This window comes from Pyxidicoccus sp. M15 (genome assembly GCF_056858435.1).
In genome coordinates this window covers 11,597,528-11,623,011 of record NZ_CM166495.1, presented here as the reverse complement: position 1 = coordinate 11,623,011, position 25,484 = coordinate 11,597,528, and the positions used below count along the sequence as shown (strand labels likewise).

The 25,484-nt window shown below is 69.9% G+C and carries 19 protein-coding genes; 11 read left to right on the top strand and 8 right to left on the bottom strand.

All coding sequences use genetic code 11. The features are described 5' to 3' along the window. Positions 1-6: 6 nt before the first annotated feature. The 3 genes from ACX9TP_RS43040 to ACX9TP_RS43030 all read right to left on the bottom strand — a co-directional run bounded on the left by ACX9TP_RS43040 (position 7) and on the right by ACX9TP_RS43030 (position 8,213). The gene (locus ACX9TP_RS43040; protein WP_482976503.1) at positions 7-2,955 is read right to left on the bottom strand and encodes a CHAT domain-containing tetratricopeptide repeat protein; all 2,949 of its coding nucleotides are present in this window, start codon (positions 2,953-2,955) and stop codon (positions 7-9) included. An 85-nt stretch (positions 2,956-3,040) separates the two neighbouring features. Then, positions 3,041-4,099, bottom strand: coding sequence for an ADYC domain-containing protein (locus ACX9TP_RS43035; RefSeq protein ID WP_482976502.1), 1,059 nt, complete (start codon positions 4,097-4,099; stop codon positions 3,041-3,043). Positions 4,100-4,199: 100 nt separating this feature from the next. Further along, positions 4,200-8,213 carry an nSTAND1 domain-containing NTPase gene (locus tag ACX9TP_RS43030; RefSeq protein ID WP_482976501.1) on the bottom strand — a complete coding sequence of 1,338 codons (4,014 nt, stop codon included), beginning with the start codon at positions 8,211-8,213 and terminating at the stop codon, positions 4,200-4,202. 168 nt (positions 8,214-8,381) lie between these two features. Here ACX9TP_RS43030 and ACX9TP_RS43025 point away from each other — a divergent pair, with 168 nt between their 5' ends. The 11 genes from ACX9TP_RS43025 to larC all read left to right on the top strand — a co-directional run bounded on the left by ACX9TP_RS43025 (position 8,382) and on the right by larC (position 20,436). Next, positions 8,382-9,272, top strand: coding sequence for a sigma-70 family RNA polymerase sigma factor (locus tag ACX9TP_RS43025; RefSeq protein ID WP_482976500.1), 891 nt, complete (start codon positions 8,382-8,384; stop codon positions 9,270-9,272). Positions 9,273-9,353: 81 nt separating this feature from the next. Then, on the top strand, positions 9,354-11,336 hold the full coding sequence (locus ACX9TP_RS43020) for a YfbK domain-containing protein (protein WP_482976499.1): 1,983 nt from the start codon (positions 9,354-9,356) through the stop codon (positions 11,334-11,336). Positions 11,337-11,348: 12 nt separating this feature from the next. Then, positions 11,349-12,281 carry a thiamine-phosphate kinase gene (thiL, locus tag ACX9TP_RS43015; RefSeq protein WP_482976498.1) on the top strand — a complete coding sequence of 311 codons (933 nt, stop codon included), beginning with the start codon at positions 11,349-11,351 and terminating at the stop codon, positions 12,279-12,281. Positions 12,282-12,353: 72 nt separating this feature from the next. Further along, positions 12,354-13,736 carry a methyl-accepting chemotaxis protein gene (locus ACX9TP_RS43010; RefSeq protein ID WP_482976497.1) on the top strand — a complete coding sequence of 461 codons (1,383 nt, stop codon included), beginning with the start codon at positions 12,354-12,356 and terminating at the stop codon, positions 13,734-13,736. Continuing rightward, positions 13,733-14,482 (top strand): MmcQ/YjbR family DNA-binding protein, encoded by a 750-nt coding sequence (locus ACX9TP_RS43005; RefSeq protein ID WP_482976496.1) that lies wholly within the window; start codon positions 13,733-13,735, stop codon positions 14,480-14,482. Before ACX9TP_RS43010 ends, ACX9TP_RS43005 begins: the two co-directional genes overlap by 4 nt. 52 nt (positions 14,483-14,534) lie before the next feature. Next, positions 14,535-14,957: a chemotaxis protein CheW gene (locus ACX9TP_RS43000; protein ID WP_163994636.1), complete on the top strand. Its 423-nt coding sequence runs from the start codon at positions 14,535-14,537 to the stop codon at positions 14,955-14,957. A gap of 70 nt (positions 14,958-15,027) precedes the next feature. Then, entirely contained in the window at positions 15,028-15,396 is a 369-nt protein-coding gene (locus ACX9TP_RS42995) for a response regulator (RefSeq protein ID WP_011556618.1), read from the top strand. A 50-nt stretch (positions 15,397-15,446) separates the two neighbouring features. Beyond that, the gene (locus tag ACX9TP_RS42990; protein WP_482976495.1) at positions 15,447-17,888 is read left to right on the top strand and encodes a chemotaxis protein CheW; all 2,442 of its coding nucleotides are present in this window, start codon (positions 15,447-15,449) and stop codon (positions 17,886-17,888) included. Next, positions 17,885-18,484 (top strand): chemotaxis protein CheC, encoded by a 600-nt coding sequence (locus tag ACX9TP_RS42985; RefSeq protein ID WP_482976494.1) that lies wholly within the window; start codon positions 17,885-17,887, stop codon positions 18,482-18,484. Before ACX9TP_RS42990 ends, ACX9TP_RS42985 begins: the two co-directional genes overlap by 4 nt. 25 nt (positions 18,485-18,509) lie before the next feature. Next, positions 18,510-19,262 carry a nickel pincer cofactor biosynthesis protein LarB gene (gene larB, locus ACX9TP_RS42980; protein ID WP_482976493.1) on the top strand — a complete coding sequence of 251 codons (753 nt, stop codon included), beginning with the start codon at positions 18,510-18,512 and terminating at the stop codon, positions 19,260-19,262. Between the two features lies 1 nt (position 19,263). After that, the gene (gene larC, locus ACX9TP_RS42975) at positions 19,264-20,436 is read left to right on the top strand and encodes a nickel pincer cofactor biosynthesis protein LarC (RefSeq protein ID WP_482976492.1); all 1,173 of its coding nucleotides are present in this window, start codon (positions 19,264-19,266) and stop codon (positions 20,434-20,436) included. A gap of 4 nt (positions 20,437-20,440) precedes the next feature. On the opposite strand, the gene ACX9TP_RS42970 is transcribed toward larC, so the two are convergent. The 5 genes from ACX9TP_RS42970 to ACX9TP_RS42950 all read right to left on the bottom strand — a co-directional run bounded on the left by ACX9TP_RS42970 (position 20,441) and on the right by ACX9TP_RS42950 (position 25,381). Further along, complete coding sequence (locus ACX9TP_RS42970) at positions 20,441-21,133, bottom strand: hypothetical protein (protein ID WP_482976491.1); 693 nt, start codon at positions 21,131-21,133, stop codon at positions 20,441-20,443. After that, a complete protein-coding gene (locus ACX9TP_RS42965; protein ID WP_482976490.1) occupies positions 21,130-22,698 on the bottom strand; it encodes an AAA family ATPase in 1,569 nt (522 codons plus the stop codon). Before ACX9TP_RS42965 ends, ACX9TP_RS42970 begins: the two co-directional genes overlap by 4 nt. Positions 22,699-22,888: 190 nt before the next feature. After that, positions 22,889-23,659, bottom strand: coding sequence for a VOC family protein (locus ACX9TP_RS42960; RefSeq protein ID WP_482976489.1), 771 nt, complete (start codon positions 23,657-23,659; stop codon positions 22,889-22,891). Between the two features lie 130 nt (positions 23,660-23,789). Continuing rightward, positions 23,790-24,851, bottom strand: a complete 1,062-nt coding sequence (locus tag ACX9TP_RS42955) for a Gfo/Idh/MocA family protein (RefSeq protein WP_482976488.1) — start codon at positions 24,849-24,851, stop codon at positions 23,790-23,792. Positions 24,852-24,883: 32 nt separating this feature from the next. Continuing rightward, a complete protein-coding gene (locus ACX9TP_RS42950; RefSeq protein WP_482976487.1) occupies positions 24,884-25,381 on the bottom strand; it encodes a hypothetical protein in 498 nt (165 codons plus the stop codon). Between the last annotated feature and the right edge of the window lie 103 nt (positions 25,382-25,484).

Genomic DNA, 25,484 nt, shown 5'->3' with positions numbered 1-25,484 from the left:
GGGGCCCTACGGGGCGGGTGTGAGGGATTGCAGGGGCGCGTCCCGGCCCAGGGCGATGAAGGGGGCCCAGTAATAGGGATGCGGGTGCGTCTCGCGCAGGGTGCGCATCGCGTCACGCAGGGCTTCCGCGCGGCCTCTGCCGGCCAGCAGGTGACGGTAGTAGTCCTCCATGAGGACTCGGGTGCTGTCGTCGTTCACCTTCCAGAGGCTCGTCACCACTGTCTCGGCGCCCGCGATGAGGAAGGCACGGCGGAGGCCGTAGACGCCCTGGCCGAGTTTTACGTCCCCACGGCCTGTGTCACAGGCGGACAGGACGACGAGCTGGGTTCCCCATAGGTCGAGGCCCGCGAATTCGAGGGCGGTGACCAGGGATTCTTCTGGTGATGTACGGGATGAGGTTGAGTCCCCAGGTATGGGCGCCTGGGCTCCCGCGAGGACGAGGCCCGAGCGGAGCAGCGGGTCCTCCGGCGCTTGAGTGGGGGAAACGCCTCCCTGTCCTCCGAAATGGACGACAGCACGGGTGCTCTTCGTGGCCGAGGCGTCATCCAGGAAGAAGCCGTGGGTGGCGATGTGGAGGATGCCTGGCGTGACGAGCTTGAGGAGCCGCTGCTTCGTGGCTTCGATGCCGAGGAGGAGCTGGGCCTTGGGGAACAGACGCTGGATGGCTTCGGCTTCCTGGCGGGTGCCGGGCAGCGACGGCCATGACTTCTCAGCCCAGCGCTCATGCAGTGTGGAGAAGAAGCGCTCGACGGCAGGTGAGCGCAGGAGGTCGGAGGAGAGGCTCTCTTCCTCGGCGGGTCGAGTGTCGAAGGCGGGGTCGGCGACGACGACCACGGATTTCGCCGAGGGAATCTCCTCGGCGCGAGGCAGCAGGTCCTTGCCGGAGGTGAGGTACGAGAACTCGAAGTCGTCGACGAGGAAGCGCTGGCCGTCATGGAGCACATCGAAGGGGATGAGCCCGAGCTGGCCATCGGTGGCCAGGAAGATGCGGCGGTGATGACCGAGGTGTGGCAGGAGTGGCTTGAAGGCGAGCTCATGGAGCGCTTGCGCAGGGCGTTGGTAGGCAGCGTCTCGTTCGGTAATGGCATCACGGAGGTTCGAGGCGGCGCGGTCGATGCGATCCGCGGGGCCGAGGTCGACCGTGCGGATGCTGGCATCCGGGAAGAGGATCAACGCCAGGTAGCGAAGCTGAGGTGTTGGCTTTGCGTGGCGGCTGCTTCGAGAGGGAAAGAGGGGACGATCCCGGTAGGCGATGTACTCGATGAGGGCACCGCTTGATGGGAGGGTGGCGGCGACGCGATCCACGATTTCTTCGGGCGGGGGCAGCGCCGTCAGTTCCCGCAGGGGCGCGGAGCGCTTGGCGAGGTCGGCCTGGAGCGCATCGCCCTCCTCGACGAGAGCTTTCAGGCGTTCTTGATGGTCAGTCGGCAATGCCGAGCCTGGACCCTTCAGAGAGAGTTGGGCGAACTGGGTGCGCAGGCCGCGCAGTCGTTCGAAGGTGTCTCGGTCTTCAGGTCCGAGGCTGCGAATGACAGTGCGGGATGTGTCGGTAATCTGCTCGATGGACCGGCCCTTGCGCAGCAGCACGGCAGCAAGAGCCAGTCGCTGCACACTCTCATGGCGAGGGTATTGGCGTGCAAGGCCGTAGAGATATTCCTCATCTCTGCGGAGTTCTTGAAGGAATCCATCCAAGCGTGACTCAGAGAAGCTCAGTGACTCTCTCCTCAGGCGTCTTTCGGAAACTGTGAAATCGCGTGTCAGGTATGGAACGGCCTCTTCAGGTTTATGCTGGGCAAGAAGGCTTTGCGCAAGCCCGCTGTAGAGTGCGTGGCTGAAGCTGTGGTGATACACACCAATTCCCAGTTCCAGGCTGAGGGCGGCACGTTTGTATGATTTTTCAGCCTGTGCGTAAAGTCCTTCTCTGTAGTAGAGGATGGCGAGATTGATGGCTATGGAGGGGTCGCTGCGCTTGTCAGGGGTGGACTCGCTGATTGCGATCGCCCGCTGCTGCATGGCCTTGGCGCGAGAGGGGAACCCTTGGATGGAGTAGAGCCAGAACAGGGTGACGAACGAGTTTGCAACATCGGGATGATGTTTTCCGAGGATGGCTTCCCGAATGACGAGCGCGCGCTCCTGCAATGATGTGGCGCGAGCATATTGTTTCTGCTGTTGATAGGTCCAGGCAAGACTGGTGAGTGAGTCTGCGATGTTGAGATGATCTTGGCCGAGGGCGGCTTCCTGAATGGTAATCGCGCGCTCATATATTTTCTCGGACTGGGCATATTTTTTTTGTGAGTAATAGCAACTTGCGAGACTGGTAAGGGTGCTGACGAGGGATAGGTGATTCTTTCCGAAGGTTGCCTCACGGATGGCGAGCGCACGCTCATACAGTGGAACGGCGCGAGTAGGCATTCCCTTGGCGTCGTAGTGTGATGCGAGGTCGATTAGCGATTGGGAAACGAGGAGATGGTTATGGCCAAATGCCGCTTCCCGAATCGCGAGCGCGCGTTCTAGCAATGGCTCGGCGTGAGCATTGAGTCCCTGTGCGGAGTAGAGGTAGGAAAGACTGAGGAGCGAATTGGCGACGTCAGGATGGTGCTGGCCGAGGACTGCTTCCCGGATGGTGAGTGCGCCGTTTAGGAGCGGCTCCGCTCGTGACGGGTTTGCCTGCTGTAAATAGAGTTTACCCAGTTGGTCCAGAGAGGTGGCGACTGCTGGATGCGAGGTGCCAAGCAGAGCCTGTCGCAACTCAAGCGCGCTCGTGCTTTTCAGAATGGCTTCATCGTAGTTGATGGAATTTCGGGGGACGAAAGGCGTCTGGTGTGAGATTTCCGCGGCAAGTTTGGCTGCTTCGTCGAAAGCCTCCTGCGCCTTCACCAGTCGCGCATCCGTTTCCGCTTCGGCCGCTCCACCGCACAGGACGACCAGCAACATCCATCCGATTACGTTCTTCATGGGCGCCCTCGTGAAGCACAGGAAATGAACGTGGACCCGCGGGTTGCCCAGCGGGTCCACTCACGACGTCCTCAGTGGGCGCAGCTCAGTTGCTCACGTAGGACCGGTTGCGCATCAGTGCCGTCAGGGGGCTCGTCCCCTCGCGCTGCACCGAGCAGCGGTCCTCGTCACCCAGGTCCACCGGTGCGCTCGTGCGGAAGCGGTCGGGGCACTCGTTCATGATGCTCTCCAGCGACTGTCCGTACCGGGTGCGCGCCAGGCAGGTCGCGCCATCCGGCCCCCAGGCGGCCTCGAACGACGCGAGCGCCGGGTCCCAGCTTTCCGAGGCCTGCTTCGTCTGCTTGAGCATCCCCAGGCTGTCGTACATGTCGATGGACGTGCCGTCCCACGTGTGGCTCTTGCCGTTGCCGCAGTAGTCCGCGCGCGCCATGCGCGTGCAGGTCTGGTGCAGCTCGGCCAGCGACTTCCCGTCACGCTCGGCCCACGGCTTGTATCCCCAGGTGACGCACTTGCTGATGGCCCCGGCCTCGCACGCCAGCGTCAGCTTCCCCGGTGCATCCTGGTGCGCTCCGGTGGCGTCCCAGACGCCGCTCACCGCCAGCGCCCTCGGCGAAGGCGTGCGGATGTTGGCCTCGCAGGGATTCTCCCACTCCTGCGCCACCGGGTTCCAGGCCTCGATGCGGTACCACTCCACCGATGGGTCATCCGCGGAGGGCTCGGCGCCGCAGATGGCAACCTCCACCAGCTTGCCGTCGCTGTTGGTGCCCTGGAGCACCGTGCCAATGAGGCTGCTGGTCGCATCCGGCCAGGCCACCAGGTGCCCCTCCTGCAGCCGCACCGCCGTCACTCCGTCGGGGGCCTTGCGCACCACTTCCCCATCGACAGAGGTGAGCACGCTGCGCCGCTCGTCCAGCTTCGGCTCGGTGCCCCAGGTCTGTTTCGCGCCCCACAAGGACGCGCCCTGGATTCGGACGTCTCGCTCTGGTGCCTGGCCTTTGCACCGGAGCGCGTACCGGTCGACGACCACCGTCGGGCTGACGGTCCGGGTCTTGGCCGCACGGGTCGGCGCCGGGGCGGCAGCAAACACCGGCGACGTGAGCAGCAGGCATACGGAGGTGAGCAGGATCTTCTTCAGCGCGTTCATCGGATATCTCTCCGTCAGATGAGGCGACCGGCACGTCACCGGCGCCTTCAATGTGAAGGAACCCCCTGGACGGAGAGTTATGCAGGGATTCGGATGGGACCTATCGCGGCGGAAGCGAGGAGCACACGCGCACTCCCACGAAGGGGTCCCGCTGGGTGTCGTCCCCTGAGCTGCGGTTGGCCACACGCGCGGAGTCGGCGTCGTAGTACCAGGAGCCGCTCTTCAGGACGATGCGGCCCAAATCCATCGTCACAGGCCGGGTGAGCTCGAAGGCGTTGCCCGCCATGTCCATGAGCCCGAAGGGACTTGCCGACGTCGGATGCGAGCCGACCATGTCTGGACCAAAGGCCGAGGGTACACGGCCATAGGTCACGTCGATGTTGGCGTCGTCCGGCCTCATCAGGTCCCCGTGGGGATAGGTGCGGCCATCGGCGCCGCGAGCGGCGTACTCCCACTCCTGGTCGCTGCACAGGCGCGCTTCCGGAACCTGTCCCGACACGGAGAGCCAGTAGAAGAAGCCTTTGAGGTCCTTGGCGGAGACACCGGACAAGGGGAGCTGTCGCCAGTCGGCGGTCTTCTGCTGGGTGCGGTCCGGATAGGTGATGAACTCTCCCTCCTGTGCTGACAGTCGGGTCTCACCCGAGACATGGAATGAGAACGTCCAGCCCTTGCCTGGCTTGTGCCGCAGCGTGATGGCCTTCGCACTATTGAAGCGGGGCTCCTTGAGGATGTGCCTCGCCTCGGCTTCCGGAGGAAGGGTGTTCAGGTACTTCACCCAGTCACCGAACGTCACCTCCTTCTTCGCGATGAAGAATCCCTCGTCGAGGCATTGCCGATGGAGCGGCGAGGCGCGCTGGAACGTCCGCATCGGCTCGACGTCAGCGCTGCCCATCAGGAAGCATCCGGGCGGCACATACGCATATCCGTCAGGCACGGAGGTCAGCAGCGGGAGCTGGACCTTCACGTGTTCGTCACGCTTGAGGAACACCGGCATGTCGACCGGGGCGTAGCCCTGCCGCGTGATGCGAAGGAGATACGAGCCCGCGGGCAGGCGCGCTTCGGAGATGGGCGTCGTGCCAAGCACCGGCGCGGGAACGAGCTGGCGCGTGCCGTCGTCGTTCTTCAGGAAGTGTTGGACTTCGACGCGCGCCCCCGGAGGCTCGGTCTCCACATCCAGCTTCGCCTGAGCGTTGATTCTGTACAGCCAGCTATCCTGGTCCATCTCATCCTGCTCATTCACCAGCCGCACCAGTCGATCCCGCAGCTCGCCGGCCTGCTCTTCCAGGTGGAAATCCTCGGCGAGCAGCATTCGCTCATGGACGACATCCGCGAGGAGCTGGCGCGCCTCCGCATGGCTCCGCTGGCGCTCGAGTGCTTTCTCCAACTCGGTGCTGGCGCTGGTGAAGGTCCGGTCGGCTTCCTTGCGCTGCTGACGCGCCTCCGCCCAGAGCTTGTCCGGATGACGCCAGAGCTCATGCTCCTCCGTGCCAGGCGGTTGAGCGCGCCGGCCATCGTAGAAATCGAGCGCCTCCTGGCGGCCATCCCGGGCATTCTTCGCAAGCTCACTTGCAACCGTGAGGTGCTTCCGGGCCGCCGCGAGCCGGTCTTCGACGAACTGCGCATCCTCCAGGGCTTCGTGCAGCCGCATACCGCCATACACAGCCACGAGCGCGAGCGCCACCCCGAGCGCGACGAAGGACCGCCACCACCGCTGCAGCCTCAGTGCCCGCTGCGACGCGGCGAGGAACGCCCGCTCGCGAGACCCCAGCGTGGTCGGGTCCAGCGGGCGCGCCTCGTCGATGTGCCGCTGTCCCCACAGTGCCTCCCGGGCACGTGACAGCCGCTCCCACTCCGCGCTGGCCGCCTCCACGCGCTCGCGCACCGCGCGCTGGCCGATGTCCCGGTCCCTCCAGTTGCGCAGCGTGCCCCAGCTTCCAATCAGCGAGTCGTGCGCAATCACGTACCGCGCGGCCCCACCCACCGTCTGCGCGTGCAGCAGCCGCCCTTCCGTGAGCGCTCGCAGCGCCGTGCGTGGCGCCGCATCCTGCGTCGTCAGCAGCTCCTCCTCGCCCAGCTCGATGCGCGTCCCTTCCTCCGTCACCAGGTGCAGCATCAGCCGCCGCGCCGCCTGCTTCTCCGCGGGGCTCAACCATGCCAGCACCCCGTCCGCGTGACGCGACAGCGCTCCGGCCACGCCGCCCATCTCCTCCAGGGCCGCCCGCGTAATCCGGCTGTGCGCCGGGTTGCGCCGCTCCCACAGCTCCGCGAGCGCGAACTGGAGGAGCGGCAGGCTGCCCGCTCCGTTCGCCATCGACTTCACCAGCGTCTGAATCAGCTCCTCGGACTCGAAGGCCACGCCCCGGCTTCTCGCCGGGCCGACGATGGCCTCTCGCACCCCCGCGGGCGTCATCGGGCGGAGGATGTAGAGCGCGCGCTCCGCCTCGTCCCCCAGGCCCGGCAGCGAGCTGATGCCCGTCAGGAAGTCGCCGCGCACCGACAGCAGCACCCGCACCCCGGGACAGGGCAGCGTCAGCTCTCCCAGCAGCTGCGCGAAGCGCGCGGCCTGCAGGGGCTCGGACTGGGTGAGCAGCTCCTCCAATTGGTCGATGAAGAGGACGAGCCCGCGCCGCCCCTGGTACGACTTGCGCAAGGCAGGCCCCAGCCAGCCGTCCACCCCCGTGAGCGCGAGGACGAGGTCCGCCTCCTTCATCTCCAGCCCTGGCGCGAGCGCCGCCGCCAGCGCCTGGATGGGTCGGCCCCCGGGCCACAGCGTCACCGTGGCCATGTCCCGCTCCGCGTCCAGCTCCCCCGCCGCCACCCGTGGCAGCACTCCCGCCCGGCACAGCGAGGACTTGCCCACCCCCGAGTCCCCGGCGACCAGGACCATGGGCCGCTGACGCAGCCGCTCGATGACGGCGCGGATGTCCGCGTCACGCCCGAAGAACAGCGCCCGGTGCTCCGCCTCGAAGGGCGCCAGGCCCCGGTACGGATTGCCCGCCGCAAGCGGCGCCGCCGAGTGCAGCTGCTCCAGCCGCTCCAGCGCCTCGCGGACCAGCTCGGCCGACGCGGGCCGCTCGGCGGGGTCCGCCGCGAGGCAGTGCCGGATGACCGTGGCCAGCTCCGTGTCCACCTCCGGCGGCAGCGGCGGCGGCCCGCTCCCCGGGGCCGGGGGCACCGTGCCCTCGGGGCCGCTCGACAGCACCCGGGCCGGAGCCGCCAGCGGCACGCTGCCCGTGCACAGCTCGTACAGCGTGACGCCCAGCGAGTAGAGGTCGCTCTGCGGAGACGCGGGCTCGCCCCGGAACAGCTCGGGCGCCATGTAGCGCGGCGTGCCCGCATGCGCCTTCGAGGGAGAGGACGGCGCGAGGGTGGTCAGGTCGAAGTACTCGGCCAGCCCGAAGTCCAGCAGCTTCACCACGCCGTCCTCCGTGACGAGCGCGTTGGACGGCTTCAAGTCCCGGTGCAGCACCCCCTGCCGGTGCGCCGCCGCGAGCCCTCGCGCCAGCCCGAGCCCCAGCGTCAGCACGCGCCGCCACGGCAGCGGCAGCGGCAGGTGCGCCAGGCTCCTCCCGAGGACGTACTCGGAGACGATGTACGGGTGCTCCCCCGCCGTGCCGACGCGGAACACCGTGACGACGTTGGGATGCTGAAGACGGGCGATGGCCCGCGCCTCCGTCTCGAAGTGCGCGCGGACCCGCTGCCGGGGCTGCGAAGAGGCGATGAACTTCACCGCGACGCGCCGGTCCAACGACGTGTCCCGCGCCAGGTACACGACGCCCATGCCGCCACGCCCCAGCATCGGCCCGAGCTGGAACTCGTCGAACTCCGCGGGCGGCGTCCAGGGGCCCGGAGGGGCCTCCGGCGCTTCGGGCTCGGGCCGCGGCGCGGGCGCGACGCCGGGCAGTGTCTGGGTATGGTCCTCCGGGCGGACCTGCGACGGCTCGGGGGACGCGGCCACTGGGGCCATTCCACCCCGGGCGAGGGCCGCCAGGAGCGTCCGGCACGGGTCGCACCCGGCCGCGTGCTGATGGACCCGGGTCAGCATGTCCACGGACATGCGGCCCTCCATCAGTTCCACCAGGAGCTCGTCGGACAGACATGGGAGGACGGCCACCCCCGCTTCACGGGCCGCGTTTGACGAAGTCATGGTGATTGGTGAGAGAGTCTCTCAAACAGGCTGACGGATTTTCAACACCCCCCTCGTCCCTGTCTGGAGTGCAAGAGGTTGGCCCCTATGGCAGACGCGCCGGAACTGGTTGCAACGCTTTTCACCCATGCCCGGGTGCGTTTGACACCCCCCGGGGACGCCGCCGCGCTCGAAAGCCTTCTCAACCGCGCGTGGGAGGACGCGCGCGCGCAGTGGAAGCCCGTGGAGCTGCCCGCCGGCCTCTTCGTGCGCCACCTCGCCGAGCGCCTGCTCGAGGCGGGCCCCGGGGCTTCCATCGAGGCGCTCCTCGAGCCGCTGTCCCTGTCCGAGCTCTACCTCGCCTGCGCCTGCGCTCGGGGCCTCCCCGCCGCCGCGGAGGTCTTCGAGCAGCATTACCTGGCGAAGCTGCCCGCGCTGCTCTCCTACCTGAAGCAGCCCGCGGCGGTGGTGGATGATGTCTGTCAATTGACGCGGATGCGGCTGCTGCTCCGCACGCCGGAGAGCGAGCCGCGAATCAATGACTACACGGGCCGGGGCGCGCTGCTGAGCTGGGTGCGCGTCACCGCCGTGCGCATCACCCTCAAGCTCCAGGCCGCCGACAAGCCCGCGCCCGACGAGGACGTGGCCGACGTGCTCGACGCGCTCCCCGCGCCGGGCGTCGACGCGGAGCTGGACCTCATCAAGCAGCGCCACCAGACGGAGCTGCGCCAGGCCCTCCGCGACGCCTTCGCCACGCTGTCCCCCGACGAGCGGCACCTGCTCCGGCTCTACTTCGTCGACCGGCTGTCCACCACCGAGCTGGGCGCGCTGCTGCGCGTCAACCAGTCCACCATCTCCCGCTGGGTGAAGAGCGCGCGGCAGAGCATCTACGAGGAGACGCGCCGCCGCCTCCAGGCCCGGCTGAACCTCTCCGCGGGCGGCTTCCAGAGCTTCCTGTCCGTGCTCGACAGCCAGCTCGACGTGAGCCTCAGCCAGCTCTTCGGAGAGGAGGACCGGCCGCCCGGGGACTCCGTGATGAAACGATGATGGAGCGCTGAGCCCGCCGTGCGGTGGGGCCGGGCACATCCGTGGAACAAGGACTCATTCCGATGACGGAGGTCCTGCCGGATGATGCCCTCGCTTCGAAACGCCCTGCTGTGTGTCCTCTTCCTGCTCGCTCCGCCCGCCCTGGCGGATGACGGCTTCGGCACCATCATGGGCACGGTGCTCAGCAGCGATGACTACGGGACGCTCTCGGACGTCGTCGTCACCGCCACCTCGCCCAGCCTCATGGGCGAGCAGACCGTCGTCACCGACGCGAACGGCTTCTACTGGATTCCGCAGCTCCCGCCGGGCTTCTACACGCTCCGCTTCGAGGTCGAGTCGCTCAGGCCCCTTGTGCGGCACGTCGTGGTGCGGCTCAACCAGACGTACCGGATGAACGTGTTGATGCAGCCGGAGAGCCTGGGGGAGTGCGTCGAGATGGTCGGCGGCTCCGAGAGCGTTCCCTGGGGGGCCAGCCCCAGCCGCTCCAGCCGCGCGGCCCAGGGGAGCGGCTCCAGCGCTTCCTACAACTACACGCCGCCCCCGCCGCCGAGCCCGTACCAGCTGTCGCGGATGAATGGCGACTACGGGAGCGGCCAGACGGTGGCGCCGCCGCCGTCGTCCTCCACCGACAAGGCCTTCCTGGAGATGTACTTCCAGGGCTACGGCGTGAATCCCACCGTGGACACGGAGACGGAGCGCTTCTCCACCTTCGCCATGGAGGTGGACACCGCTTCCTACTCGCTGGCGCGTGGCTACCTGGAGCGCGGCGCACTGCCCGATGAGCAGTCGGTGCGCGTGGAGGAGTTCGTCAACACCTTCGACTACGGCTACGAGAACGACACGGATGCGCCCTTCAGCATCCACGTGGAGGGCTTCCCGTCCCCCCACCGCCCCGGCTACCACATGCTCCACGTGGGGCTGAAGGCGCACGAGGTGTCCGCCGCCCAGCGCAAGCCGTCACACCTGGTCTTCACCATCGACACCTCCGGCTCGATGGGTGACGCCAACAAGCTCTCGCTGGTGAAGCAGGCGCTGCGGCTGCTGGTGGACGCGCTCGACGAGCGGGACCGGGTGTCCATCGTCGTCTACGGCAGCACGGCCCGCCTGGTGCTGCCGCCCACGAGCGTGCTGCAGCGGGACGTGCTGCTGGGCGCCATCGACGGGCTGCACACGGATGGCGCCACCAACGTCCAGGCGGGGCTGGACCTGGCGTACTCGCTCGCCGCGGCGAACATGATGGAGGGGGGCGTCAACCGCGTCATCCTCTGCTCGGACGGCGTGGCCAACAACGGCGTCACCAACGCGGACGGCATCTGGGCGCGGGTGAAGGGCTTCGCCGAGCGCGGCATCACCCTGTCGACCATTGGTTTCGGCATGGGACACTACAACGACGTCCTCATGGAGCGGCTGTCCCACGTGGGCGAGGGCAACTACGCGTACGTGGACCGGCTGGCCGAGGCGCGCCGCATCTTCGTGCAGAACCTCAACGGCACGCTCCAGGTGGTGGCCAAGGACGCGAAGGTGCAGCTCGAGTTCGACCCGCGCGACGTCGTCCGCTACCGGCTGGTGGGCTACGAGAATCGCATCCTCGCGAAGGAGCAGTTCGCGGATGACCGGGTGGACGCGGGCGAGGTGGGCTCGGGCCACACCGTCACGGCGCTCTACGAGGTGAAGCTGAGCGGCGAGCCGATGGACGCCTTCGCCACCCTGCGCCTGCGCTACAAGGCGCCGGAGGGCGGCAGCTCGCGCGAGGTGGTGAAGTCGCTGCCCGCCCGCGTCCTGCGCCCGTCGTACGACAGCGCGTCGTCACCCTCGCGCCTGTCGTACGTGGCCGCCGCCTTCGCGGAGAAGCTGCGGGCGTCCTACTGGATGCGCCCGCTGACGTGGGAGCAGCTCATCTCCCTCCACGAGCAGGTGGGCCCGCCGCTGGCCCAGCGGCCCGAGGTGGTGGAGCTGGGCAGCCTCATCCGCAAGGCCGCCTCGCTGGACCGCCGCACGGACCGCTTCGAGGCGGTGGCCCCCTTGCGGCTCATGGACTCCGACCGGGTGCCGCGAATCGAGTAGCGTCCGGCTGCGATGCCCGGTGAGTTCGACTTCATCCGCAGCTTCCTGCGTCATTTCCCCCGGGCCCGCGTCCCGGTGGGGCCCGGTGACGACTGCGCCGTGCTCGCGCCACAGCGCGGCGCGTTGTGCGTCACCACCGATGCCGTGGTGGAGGACGTCCACTTCACCCGCGCCGGGTTCTCGCCAGCGGATATCGGCCACAAGGCCCTGGCGGTGAACCTGTCGGACCTCGCGTCCATGGGTGCCACGCCGCGCTGGTTCGTCTGCGCGCTCGCGCTGCCCCGGGGGTTTCCACCCCGCGAGCTGGACGGCCTCGCGCGCGGCATGGCGGCGCTGGCGCGCGAGCACCGAATCCAGCTCGTCGGCGGCAACTTCACCTCCGCCCGCGAGCTGTCCGTCACCGTCACCGCCGCGGGCGAGCTGTCGCGCCCACCCCTGACCCGCGCCGGTGCCCGGCCCGGAGACCTCCTCTATGTGTCCGGCACGCTCGGCGACGCGCGCCTGGGCCTGGAGCAGCTGCTCGCGGGCGTGAAGCGCGGGGCCGCCGTGCGCCGCCAGCGCCGTCCGGTGCCTCGCGTGGCGCTGGGGCGGCTCGCCGCGCGCTTCGCCTCCGCGGCGCTCGACGTGTCCGACGGGCTGGCGCAGGACCTGGGGCACCTGTGCGCCGCGTCGCGCGTGCGGGCCACGCTGGAGCTGGAGCGGCTGCCGATGACGGCCGCGGTGCGAAACGCGCTCGGCGCCGAGGGCGCGCTGGCCGGCGGCGAGGACTACGAGCTGCTCATGTCCGTTCCCCCGTCACGCAGCCGGGCATTCGAGCGCGCGTGTGCCAGGGCGGGCCATTCCGTGACGCGAATTGGCGGCCTCTCAGAGGGGCGCGGGTGGGTTTGCCGGGACATGACAGGCCGCGTTCTCCCACCGCCGAGGGGGTTCGACCACTTCCGGTAGCCCTTCGCCGGATTGACCCTGCGGAACAGCAAGGCTAAACCCGTGACGCTTCTTATCCCCTGAAAGCAACCCGTGCGCCGTCCCCTTCGCGACGACACATCCCCCGGACTCACTCCCCGCCGCGAGCCCGTGCAGCGACTGCTCCGGGCCGTGGACAGCCCCCGTGCCACGCGTGAGGTCTCCCTCCACCGGAAGATCCTCAACGGCTACGTGGTGCTCGGTCTGCTCCTCACGGTGTGGATGTTCTCCTCGGACATCATCTTCCGGGAGCTGAGCCCCGAGCCCGCCATCTGGAAGGACCTGGTGCGCGGCGGCGTCGCCATCTTCATCACCGGCGCGGCCGCGGCGCTGCTGCCGTCGCTGCTCGCTCGCGTCACCCGCGTGAAGGTGCTCAGCCGCTCCGCGTACGAAATCTCCCAGGGAGATTTGTCCAAGCCGGTGGCCGCCGAGGGCGGCAGCACGCGCGACGAAATCGACGAGCTGACGGGCGCCATCACCCGCATGCAGGAGAACCTGCGCGAGCTGGTGGGCAAGATCCAGGAGACGGCCAAGAGCGTGGCCGACACCGCCATCGACCTGCAGCGCTCGGCGGAGAACGTCAACGGCTCCACCGAGGAGGTGGGCTCGTCGATGAACAAGATTGCCTCCGGCGCCGAGTCGCAGTCACAGCTCGTGTCCAAGGCGTCCAAGGTCATCACCGAGATGGCCGGCAGCATCCAGCGCACCACCGCCAGCGCGGAGGACGCCGCGAAGACGGCGGCCGAGACGAGCGGCGCGGCCGAGGACGGCTCCAAGGCGGCGCGGCTGGCCGGCGACAAGGTGAAGAAGGTCTTCAACCGCATCGAGTCCGCCAGCCAGCAGGTGTTCGCCTTCGGCGAGAAGACGCAGGAAATCTCCAAGATCGTCGACGCGATTACCCAGGTGGCGCAGCAGACCAACCTGCTCGCGCTCAACGCCACCATCGAGGCGGCGCGCGCGGGCGAGTACGGCCGCGGCTTCGCGGTGGTGGCCGACGAGGTCCGCAAGCTGGCGGAGAGCGCCGGCCGGTCCGCGGAGCAGATTTCCAAGCTGGCGCGCGACATCTCCGGCCAGTCCACCTCCGTGGTGAGCGCCATGAAGGAGGGCATCGCGGAGCTGGCGGAAGGCCGCGAGGACCTGGGCAACATCGTCCGCTCCATGGGCGCCATCACCGACACCATCCGCAAGGGCGCGGAGAAGGTGCACCTCATCTCCGAGAGCACCCGCGAGCAGCTCAAGGGCAGCGAGGAGATGGTGAAGGCCATCGAGGAAATCAAGCTGGTGGCGCGCAACAACGCGTCCTCCACCGAGGCCATCCAGGAGGTCATCCAGGAGCAGACGGCCGCCGTGTCGCGGATGACGTCGCTGGCCAGCGAGCTGACCAACCTCTCCGTCGAGCTGCAGAGCGTCGTGCGCAGCTTCCGCCTGAGCCCATGACCACCCTTCCCGCGACGAACGCGGACCCGAAGCTGAAGGCCGCCGAGGACCACCTGCGCGAGGTGATGCTCGCGCTGCCCGAGGCCACCGAGGACTTTCCCTGGGGCCACCGCAGCGGCAAGGTGAAGGGGAAGATGTTCGCCATCCTCGTGCTCGAGGACAGCGGGCTCACCGTCACCACCAAGCTGCCGGACTCCAACGAGGCGGCGCTGATGCTCCCCTTCACCGCGCCCACCGGCTACGGGATGGGCAAGAGCGGCTGGGTGACGTCCACCTTCAAGCCCGGTGACTCCGTTCCCGTGGAGCTGCTCGGCCAGTGGATTCACGAGAGCTTCCGCGCCGTGGCGCCCCAGAAGGTGCTCAAGGCGATGGGCGCGGGCGGTGCGGGGGGTCCGGCTCCGGGGAAGGCTGCTGCGAAGAACGCGGCGGTGGCGCCTGGTGCTCCGGCTCCGAGGAAGGCCGCTGCGAAGAAGGCCGTCGCGAAGGCCGGCGCCGTGAAGACGGTGGCGAAGGCTGGCGCGGTGAAGAAGGCGGCCGCGAAGGCCGGCACCGTGAAGAAGGCGGCGGTGGCGAAGGTTGGCGCCGCGAAGGCCGCGGTGAAGAAGGCTGTGGCGAAGGCTGGCGCCGCGAAGGCCGCGGTGAAGCAGGCCGGCGTCGGGAAGAAGGCGGCGGCGAAGAAGACGGCTTCCGGGAAGTCCCCCACGGCGCGGCGCGGCGCGGTACCCTCGGCCGCATCGAAGCGTTAGCGCGAAGCACCGGCCGCTCCGGCCATTTCAAAGCTGATAGAACGTTACCTCTGTGCGGCACGTCATCTTCCGGGTGGAGAAGGAGCGCTACGGACTGCCCCTGTCGGCGGTTCGAGAGGTCGTCGTGCCTCCGGAGCGCTTCACCCGGGTCCCCCGCGCGCCCCCGGCGATTACCGGGGTGATGAACCTTCGCGGCCGGGTGGTGACGGTGGTGGAGTTGCGGCAGCTTCTGAGCCTGCCAGAGGGGCCCACGCCCTCGGCACGGGTCGTGCTGCTGGACCGCGGGCGGCGTGATTTGGGCCTGCTGGTGACGGATGTAGACGGTATCGAGGCGGTGGAGAGGGTCAGCGCGGCGCCCGGAAAGCTGACGCCGGCCGTCCGGGGAGTCGCCCGGCTGGGTGGTCTGGGGGTAACCGTCCTGGACCCCGAGGGGCTGGATGCCGCGGTGGTTGCCTTGTTCACCCATTCCAAGTGAGTAGCCCCCTGGAAAGCGCGGATGCTAGTGTCCGCGCTCCTCTAGGTGATTCGGAGGCGGAGTTCTTCACATGGCTAAGCGGGTCCTGGTCGTCGACGACGCCATCTTCATGCGCAACATGATCAAGGACATCTTTGCGTCTGGAGGTTTCGAGGTCGTCGGCGAGGCCGCCAACGGGCTGGAAGCTGTCGAGAAGTACAAGGAGCTCAAGCCCGACCTCACCACGATGGACATCGTGATGCCGTTCAAGAGCGGCATCGAGGCGACGCGGGAAATCATCAAGGCCGACAGCAGCGCCGTGGTCATCATGTGCTCGGCGCTCGGGCAGGAGAGCCTGGTGATGGAGGCCATCGAGGCGGGTGCGTCCGACTTCATCGTCAAGCCGTTCCGCGCCGAGGACGTGCTCGCGGTGGTGAAGAAGGTCCTGGGAGAGACGTGAGCGGACTCGCCATACGGCGGCCGTTCCCTTCGTCCTGACGAGGCCGGGCCATGACCATGGACATGTCCCGCTACCTCGGCCTCTTCATCTCCGAGGCCACCGACCACCTGGAAGCGCTGGGACGCGACCTCGTGCAGCTGGAGCGCGAGAGCAGCGCCGGCGTGGTGGACTCCATGTTCCGTCACGCGCACTCGGTGAAGGGCATGGCGTCGTCCATGGGCTTCGAGTCCATCGCCATCCTCGCGCACCGCGTGGAGGACCTGGTGGACGCCGTCCGGCAGGACCGCGGCCGCCTGGACCGGGACGTGGTGGACCTGCTCCTCACCGCCGCGGACACCATGCTCGCGCAGGTGCGGGCGGTGGCGGAGAACACGCCGCCGGAGGATGCCTCGGCACTGCTGGCGCAGCTCGGCACCCGCGTCACCGCCATGACGGGCCAGGCCCTGGCCGCCACCCGCGTCGCCAGGGTCACCGCGCTGAAGCCGGCCGGGGGCTCCTCCGAGGAGGGGGACGGCAGCGTCGTCTCGGTGCCGGCGCGGACCGGTGGCGCGGCCTCCACGGCCGAGCCCCCGGGGGCTCCGGCCACTTCCGGCGGTGGGGCCCCGGCGTCCCCGACGGTGACGGACGCCTCTGGCGGTGCTGGAACCCCGGCGGCCCAGGCCGGCGGCGGGACGACGTCCGGTGAGGGCTCCCCGGAGGCCTCTTCGTCCGCCTCCCGCCCGCAGGCCGTGGTGGGAATGGCGGGCGCCACCGTGGCGGTGGCGGGCCTGGACCTGCCTCCGGACCTGCTCGCGCCGGTGGCTTCCTCCCCGGACGTGGCGGGCTCCACGGGGGGCGCCCCCTCGGTGGGGGCTGCTCCGGGCGCGGTGTCCGTCGTCGCGGCGGCGATGGGGCTGGTGGCTCCGGCCACGACGGACCTCGGTGACGGGCTGAAGGCGTCCGCGAGCGCGCTGTCCGTGACGACTTCGCCGGCCACCCAGGCGCCCGCCGTGCCTGACGCGCGCGTCGCGTCCCAGCGCTGGGCGGTGCGGCTGCGAATCGCCCCCACCTGCCAGGTGCCCGGCGTGCGCGCGTTCCTGGTGCACAGGCGGCTGTCCAACCTGGGCTCGCTGATGGACCTGCGGCCCGCGCTGGAGGAGCTGAAGGCCGGCCGCATCCCCGACGGCTACATCCAGGTGGAGCTGGAGACGGCCTCGGGCGAAGCCGGCATCCACGCGTCGCTGAAGAACGTGGCCGAGGTGGAGGTCATCTCGGTGAAGCCGGCGGTGGCCGCGCCCGCCCCGGTGGCCGCCCCGCCGCCGATGGCCGAGGGCAACCGCCCCGCCAATGACTCTTCGTCGCGCACGGTGCGCGTGCGCACGGAGTTGCTCGACTACTTCCTCGACACGGTGGGTGAGCTGATGCTCGCCACGGCCCGCCTGCGCGAGGTGGGCAAGGTGCTGCCGGAGAACACCCGCCCCGCGCTGGAGGAGGGCGTCTACCGGCTGCACACGCTGGTGAAGGACCTGCACGACAAGGTGATGACGGCGCGCATGACGCCGCTGTCGCTCATCACCGACCGGCTGCCCCGCGCCGCGCGCGACATCGCCCGCCGCAAGGAGCGCGAGGTCGACCTGGTCATCACCGGCGCGGAAATCGAGCTGGACCGGGCCATCCTCGACGAGCTCGCCGACCCGCTGATGCACCTGCTGCGCAACTGCATCGACCACGGGCTGGAGTCCCCCGAGGAGCGCATCGCCGCGAAGAAGGGGCCGCGCGGGCGCGTGCTGGTGGCGGTGAAGCGCGCCAGGGACCGCGTCATCATCGAGCTGGAGGACGACGGCCGCGGCATGGACCCGGCGAAGCTGAAGACCTCGGCGGTGGCCAAGGGGCTCCTCTCCGTGGAGAACGCGGCGCGCCTGACGGACCGCGAGGCCTTCCTGCTGGCGTGCCTGCCGGGCGTCTCCACCGCCAAGGACATCACCGACATCTCCGGCCGCGGCGTGGGCATGGACGCGGTGAAGCGCGTGGTGGAGAACGTCGGCGGCACGCTGGAAATCGACAGCGAGAAGGGCCGGGGCACGCGCTTCACGCTGCGCCTGCCGCTGACGGTGGCGGTGGTCCACCTGCTGCTGGTGGAGGTGGGCGAGGAAGTGTTCGGCCTGCCCATCGCCAAGGTGGTAGGGGCGACGGAGGCGGACGGAGACACGCTCAGCCGCAGCCGCGAGACGGCGCTCCTGCCCCACGGCAACTCGCTGCTGCCCGTGCATTCGCTGGACACGCTGGTGGGCGTCCCCGCCCCGGCGCGGCAGGGGGCCAGACCCTTCGTGGTGATGGACGCGGACTCCGGGCGCGTGGCGCTGGCGGTGGACCGGCTGCTGGGCCAGGAAGAGGTGGTGCTCAAGCCGCTGTCCCGGCCGCTCGACTTGCTGCCCGGGCTGTCTGGCGTCACCATCCTCGGAAGTGGCCGGCCGGTGTTCATCCTGGACGTGCCGAGGTTACTGTCCGCGTGAGCCTCCCCCTTCCCAACGACCCGCGGGTGGACACCCTGCGCGAGGTGGCCAACATCGGCTGCGGCCACGCGGCCAATGCGCTCTCCCGGCTGTTGGGCGGGCGGAAGGTGGACCTCTCCATTCCCCGCGTGCTGATGACGGGGGCGATGGCCGCCGCGTCGCTGCTGGACGCCAATGCCCCGGTGGTGTCGGCGTCGCTCGGCATCCAGGGGGAGAAGCTGAGCGGGGAGTTGCTGCTCGTGCTGCCTCGCGCGGACGCGGGCGCGCTGGAGACGCTGCTCCTGGGCGGGCAGCCCGCGGAGCAGGCCGAGCGCGACAGCGTGATGGCCGAGGTGGCCAACATCGCGGCGAGCGCCTGCCTGTCCGCCCTGGGACGGCTGACGGGCTGGAAGCTGATGCCCACGGTGCCGTCCCTGCGCCGCTGCGGCGCGCGCGAGGCCCTGGAGGCGCTGGTGGCCCACAAGGTCGACGCCGGCGGCATGGTGGTGCTGGAGGCCCGCTTCCAGGCGGCCTCGGTGGCGCCGGTGGGTGGACAGTTGCTGCTGCTGCTGGAGCGCGAGAGCGCCGAGGCCCTGCTGGCGCGACTGGGCGTGTAGCCCGTTTCGCGGTAGACGGGCGCCCATGGACGAGAAGGCGCTGAAGCAGCTCCTCGGGAGCGTCAAGTCGGGCCGCGTGTCGGTGGATGACGCCGTCGGCAAGCTGAAGGACCTCCCTTTCGCCGAGCTGGGCTACGCGACGCTCGACACCCACCGCAACCTGCGCTTCGGATTTCCGGAGGTGGTGCTGGGCGAGCCGAAGACGGTGGAGCAGTTGCTGGGCATCGTCGGCGCGCTGGTGGAGCGCAAGCAGACGGTGCTGGTGACGCGGCTGCAGCCGGACAAGGCGGAGGCGCTGGTGGCCCGCTTCCCCAAGGGCGTGTACCACTCCGTGGCGCGCATCTTCCACCTCAAGCAGGGCAAGGTGCGCGCGGGGAAGGTGGCGGTGGTGACGGCCGGCACCAGCGACATCCCCGTGGCGGAGGAGGCAGCCATCACCGCCGAGGCCATGGGCGCGGAGGTGCGGCGCGTCTACGACGTGGGCGTGGCGGGCATCCACCGGCTGCTGCGGCGGCGGGAGGAAATCCAGGAGTGCCACGCCGCCGTCGTCGTGGCGGGCATGGAGGGCGCACTGGGGAGCGCGCTGGGCGGGCTGGTGGGCATCCCCGTGGTGGCGGTGCCCACGTCCGTGGGCTACGGCGCCAACTTCGGGGGCGTGTCCGCGCTGCTGGCCATGGTGAACTCGTGCGCCTCCAACGTGGCCACGGTGAACATCGACAACGGCTTCGGCGGCGGCTTCTACGCGGCGCTGATTTCCCGCACCAAGGGACGGCGGTGACATGCGGCGCATCCTCTACCTGGAGCCGGTGGGCGGCATCGCCGGGGACATGTTCCTCGCGGCCGGCGTGGACCTGGGGCTCGCGCCCGCGGAGCTCGAGCGCGCGCTGAGCGGGCTGAGCGTGCCGGGGTGGAAGCTGGCGGTGCAGCGCGCGGTGCGCCACGCCATCAGCGGCACGCACCTGGACGTGGTGCTGGACGCGCGCGAGGCGCACCCGCACCGGGCCTACTCGGACATCCGCAAGCTGATTGAGGCCGCGCCCACGCTGCCGGCCCGCGCGAAGGAGCGGGCGCTGGCGGTGTTCCGCGCCATCGGCGAGGCCGAGGCGAAGGTGCACGGCGTGTCCATCGACGACATCCACTTCCACGAGGTGGGGGCGGTGGACTCCATCGTCGACATCTGCGGCGCGGCGGTGGTGCTGGAGCTGCTGGGCAACCCGGAGGTGTACGCGGCGCCGCCCCCGCTGGGCAGCGGCACCATCCGCGTGGCCCACGGCAACATGCCCATTCCCGTGCCCGCCACGCTGGAGTTGCTGCGCGACGTGCCCGTGCGCTTCGAGGGCGTGGGCGAGCTGACGACGCCCACCGGCGCGGCGCTGCTCAAGGTGCTCGCGCACATCGGCCACCCTCCGGACTTCATCGTGGAGAAGGTGGGCTACGGCGTGGGGACGAAGGACTTCAAGGACAGGCCCAACGTGCTGCGCGCGTCGCTGGGGCGCATGGAGGAGGGGCGCACCGAAGGGCTGTGGGTGGTGGAGGCCAACCTGGACGACGCCACGCCGCAGCTGCTGGGGTACCTGGTGGAGAGGCTGCTCGCGGTGGGCGCGCTGGACGCATGGGTGGCGCCGGTGGTGATGAAGAAGAGCCGGCCCGGGCACCTGCTGAGCGCGGTGGTGGAGGGCGGCAAGCGCGAGGCCGTCATGGACACGGTGCTGCGCGAGTCCACCACGCTGGGCGTGCGCTACCACCGGGTGGAGCGGCAGGCGCTGGAGCGCGACTGGGTGGAGGTGGAGACGCCGTGGGGGAAGGTCCGCGTGAAGCGCGGGCTGCGCGGCGGCGCCGTGCTGAATGCCCACCCGGAGTTCGAGGACTGCCGCCAGGTGGCCGAGGCCGCGGGCGTGCCCGTGAAGCAGGTGATGGCCGCGGCGGTGGCGGCGCTCGGCCGCGTGGGCTGAAGGCTCAGTACCGTTTCAGGGCCTTGGGGGGCACGAACATGAGGAGCAGCAGGAAGAACAGGCCGCCCCCCACCCACTGCGTCCGTCCCTGCCCGTAGCGCCACAGTCCCACCGACAGGCCCACGGCTCCGGCGAAGGTCAGCCACCGCAGGAGCGGGTGGGGGATGAGCGACAGCAGCGCGGTGCCCAGCGTCGAGTGCTGGGAGAAGGCACGCACCCAGGCGGGGGACCCTTCCTGTGCGCGCAGCTGCGCCAGCTGATGGGCGAGCCGCTCCGCGTCGTCCTGCCGCCGCTGGGCCTCGAACTGGCGCAGCGCCTCGGCTTCGTCCTCGCGCGTGCGCGTCAGCTCCTTGCGCCGCTCCTGCCAGAGCCGCTCGTTGTATTCGAGCTGCTGCGGCGTCCCCAGGTCCTCGCCGCACATGCAGCACGTCTTCGCGAAGCGGCCATTCTCGGACTCGCACAGCATGCAGCGGGGGAAGCGCCGCACGTCCTCCTCGGGCGCCTCCGCGAGGCCGATGGGCGCCTGGGCCCGGAAGCGCTCCAGGTGCGCGTCGGGGACGCCGGCCTCCTGGGCCTCTCTTCGCTCCTGGGGCGCCTCGAAGCGGCCGCCGCTCTGGAGCTGGGAGGACGTCTCGGACTCGGGGCGCTCGACGCGCGCGCGCTCCAGGTGGAGGAAGCGGGAGAGCTTGGACGTCATTTCGGGCTCCCGGGCGGCGCGTTGCTCGTCGAGGCCGGGCGGGTGCGGCCCCGGGCCCACTCACGCAGCCGGCCAATCTCGTCACCCATCGTCACGGAGAGCGGAAAGGTGTCCTGGATGACGCGCACCAGGTGCGCCTGGGCGAGCTCCTTCCCCTCGGCGAAGGCCTCGTACAGGCCCGCGATGACGACCTGCTCGATTTCCGCGCCGCTGAAGCCGTCGGTGAGCGCGGCCAGCTCCTCCAGGCCGAACGTGGCGGGCTCGCGCTTCCTGCGGCCCAGGTGGATGCGGAAGATGTCCTGGCGCTCGGCGGCCTCCGGCAAATCAATGAAGAAGATTTCGTCGAAGCGGCCCTTGCGGAGCACCTCCGGGGGCAGGCCGTCGATGCGATTGGCGGTGGCCACCACGAAGACGGGCGCCGTCTTCTCCTGGAGCCAGGTGAGCAGCGTGCCGAACACGCGCGCCGACACGCCGCTGTCCCCCGTGCTGGAGGAGGCCACGCCCGACAGGCCCTTCTCGATTTCGTCCACCCACAGCACCACCGGCGCCACGCTCTCCGCCACGCGGATGGCCTTGCGCAGGTTCTCCTCGGACGAGCCAATCAGCCCGCTGAAGATGCGCCCCATGTCCAGCCGCAACAGCGGCAGGTTCCAGTGCGCGGAGACGGCCTTCGCGGTGAGGCTCTTGCCGCAGCCCTGCACGCCCAGCAGCAGCAGGCCCCGGGGCTCGGGCAGGCCGAACTGGCGGGCGCGCTCTCCGAAGGCGGCGGTGCGCTGGCTCAGCCAGGACTTGAGGTTCGTCAGCCCGCCCACGTTCCCCAGGCTCTCCTCGGGCGGGTAGTACTCCAGCAGGCCACTCTTGCGAATCACCTGCCGCTTCTCGTCCTGGACGCGCTTGATGTCCTCCGGGCCCAGCTTCCCGTCCGCGGCGATGGCCTTGGCGAAGGCGTTCTCCGCCTCCGACAGCGTCAGCCCGAGCGCCGCCTTGATGAGCTGGTCGGCATGCTCGCGCGACAGCTCGATGGTGGCCTTGTTGCTCCTGCGCACCAGCGCGACGATTTCCTTCAGGAGCCGCAAGAGGTCGTTGTACCCGGGCAGGGGCACGTCGACGACGGAGACCTCCTTCTCCAGCTCGATGGGGATGTTGAGGGAGGGGGACAGGAGGATGACGGTGGTGAAGGTGCTCTTGAGGAAGTGGGCCAATTCCCGCAGCGCCCGCACCACGCCCTTCTCCTCCAGGTAGGGGTGGAAGTCCTTGAGCACCACCAGCGCGGGCTCGCCCAGCTTCTCGATGGCGGCCAACGCGTCCACGGGGTTGCGCGTGTCCTCGGGCAGGGGCGCGGTGCGCGAGGTGCCCACGCTGCGCAGCCCCTTGGTGATGGACCAGTGGAAGAGCGCCTTGCCGTGCGCGCGAGCCAGCTCCGTGAGGATGGCGTCCACGCGGTGCTCTTCCCAGGACACCAGGTAGAGCAGCGGGTAGCGGGCCCGCACGAGGATGTCGAGCTCCTCGAGCCAGGGCTCGGCGAGGCGGGGGGCGCGGGCGGGGTCGGCGGGGGTGAACGACATGTCGGCTCGCGGTTCGCTACAGCAGGGAGGCCATCACGCAACGAATGGGGGCGCGACGCAAGGTGGGGCGCCTGCCGGGATAAGCGGGACGCCGCGAGGCCGAAAGCGCCCGGGTGCCGTGCAGGCGGGGGAGCCCGACCCGGCAAGGCCGCCCCGCCGGCTGCTCGAGGCTGGCGGGGCCTCCCGCGCCCTAGGTGGGCTGGGCCAGCTTGATGATGGAGAACGCCGTGCCGGCCGGGTCGGTGACGGTCGCCATGCGGCCGTAGGGCGTGTCCATGGCGGGGACGTGCACCTTGCCGCCCATCTCGAGGACCTTCTTCACCGCCGCGTCCGTGTCCGCCACGGCGAAGTAGTTCATCCAGTGCGGGGGCACGCCCGAGGGCCACGTCTCATCCATCTGGCACACGCCGGCCACCGGCTCCGGGCCCTTGTGCATCACCCAGAAGGTCATGTCCTCCAGCTTCTGCGGCTCCAGCCCGAAGACGGCGGCGTAGAAGTCACGGGCGCGGGCGCCGTCGCGCGTGTTCACCTCGTGCCACGCCATGCTGCCGGGCTCGGAGACCAGCTTCGCGCCCTGGTGCTTCTTCGACTGCCACAGCCCGAAGTGCGCGCCCGTGGGGTCCGAGCAGAACGCGAGCCGCCCCTCCTCCATGACGTCCATGGGGCCCATGCCCACGTGGCCGCCGTGCTTGCGCACGCGCGCGGCATACGCGTCGATGTCGTCCACCTCGAAGTAGACGCTCCATGCGGGAGGGAAGGGCCCGTCCGCCGGGCGCTGACCCATGCCGGCGACGTTGCGGCCGTCGAGCTGGCACATCGTGTAGTAGCCCGTCTCCTTCGGGCCGACGAGGAACTTCCAACCGAAGAGCGCTCCGTAGAAGGCGCGGGCCTGCTCCAGGTCCGTCGTCATCAGGTCCATCCAGGTGGGGGTTCCCACCGGGTGCTTGTCCACCACGGGCATCACGCGCTCCTCGGGAAAGGGGGAGGTGCCCGGGATTCCGGGCGCGCGGAAGCTACCAACACGCTTCTCCACGTGGAGCGCAATGCGTCTGTGTCGCGAGTGCCGGAGGGGTGGCGGCGTTGGACGGCGGTCATGCCCCCGGGCGCGATTCCAGGTGGACCCGTCGACCTGTCTCCTGGGACACCATGGCCGCCGCGAGCACCTCCTGCACGGTGGCGCCGTCCTCCAGCGTGGCCAGCCCGTCCCGGGGCTCGCCGCGCAGCAGGCCGAGGAACCTTCGCGCGCCCTCCACGTGCGCCTGGGCCCACGGCTCCCGCTCGCCGGGACGCGGCTCCAGGCCCGGCGCGACGTCCCTCCACGTGCCGTGCTCGAAGCCGCGCACCGGGGACACGCACCAGCCCTCGCGCGAGGGCACGTAGCCGCCGGAGAAGCCGGCCTCCCAGTCGCGCCCGAGCAGCGTCCAGCCGCCGTGGATGCCCGGCTCCGGACACGCGGCGTGGGTGAGCACCAGCACCGCACCGGAGGACAGTCCCACGTGCAGCGCGGCGGTGTGAACGGGCCGGCCGGACAGCGACGCCTGCACCCAGACGGGAGCGGCGCCCGCGAGCCACAGCGCCGCGTCGATGACATGGGACATGCCGCCCCAGTCACCGGAGGCGCCGAGCAGGGGCCCGGCGGTGTCGCCCTCGTCCACCGCGAAGCCGTTGCGCAGCGTGAGCGCGAGGTGGCGCACCGGCCGCTCCGTGAGCCACGCCTTCAGCGAGCGCAGGGAGGGCAGCATGCGGTAGGGGAAGTTCACCGCGACGGGACTGGTGGCGGAGCGTGAGTGCGCCTCCTCGGCGAGGCGGGTCCGCGGCTGCTCGCTGGCGGAGCGCGCATGGGCGAGCAGGGCGCGTGCCTCCTCGGCGGTGCGGGTCAGCGGCTTTTCGCACAGGACGGGGCGGCCCGCGTTCAGCGCCGCCTCCACGTGGGCCTGGTGGCGCGCGTCGGGAGAGGCCACCACCACCGCGTCCACGGCGGCGCACAACTCGCGCACGTCCGTGGTGGCCAGGGGGATGCCCTCGCGCGCCGCCACCGCGCGCGTGTTGTCCGGATTCTGCCCGCAGAGGGCCGCGACTTCCGCGCCCGCCGCGCGGAAGGCGCCCACGTGCATGAGGCCCCACTTCGTTCCAATGACGCCGATGCGCACCATGGACGGAGAGCCTGCCAGAGCGGGCGCCCGCGTCACATCCAGCGCAGCGAGAAGCGCCGTGTGCCGCCGCGCGTCGTCACCTTCGCTTCCGTGACAATCTTCCCGAAGCCCATGAGCAGGCCCCGGAAGGTGCCCACCAGGAGCGAGGTGGGCAGGCGCGACTGTGTCTCCAACTCCGCCGCCAGGGGCGTGAAGGACACGGTGTGCGTGGAGTCCGCCTGCGGCAACTCCCGCACCATGCCGCGCAAGAGCGCGTCGAAGTTGCCGAACACCTTCTCCACCGAGTCGAAGCCCATGGCCCGCGCCAGCGGCAGCGTGCGCATCGCCGAGCGCTGCGCAATCGCCTCCACCGCCCGGTCTCCCAGCGCCGCCTGAAGCTCGCCGGCCATGCGGACGTAGTCCTCCCACGCGTACCAGGTGTCGTCGCGCATGCTGTTGATGCGCTGCTGGTGCTGCGGGAAGCGCGAGGAGGCCGCGGTCATCGAGCCGAGGATGGCCTTGAACCAGGCGCCCTGAATCTCACCGGACATGCGAGCCTCCTTCCGCGCTGACGCGGACGCCGCGACGCCACCAGTGTACACGCGGGCCGGCGCGAGCACGGGGACACGGGCAGTCCACGCCTCCAGCGCCCGG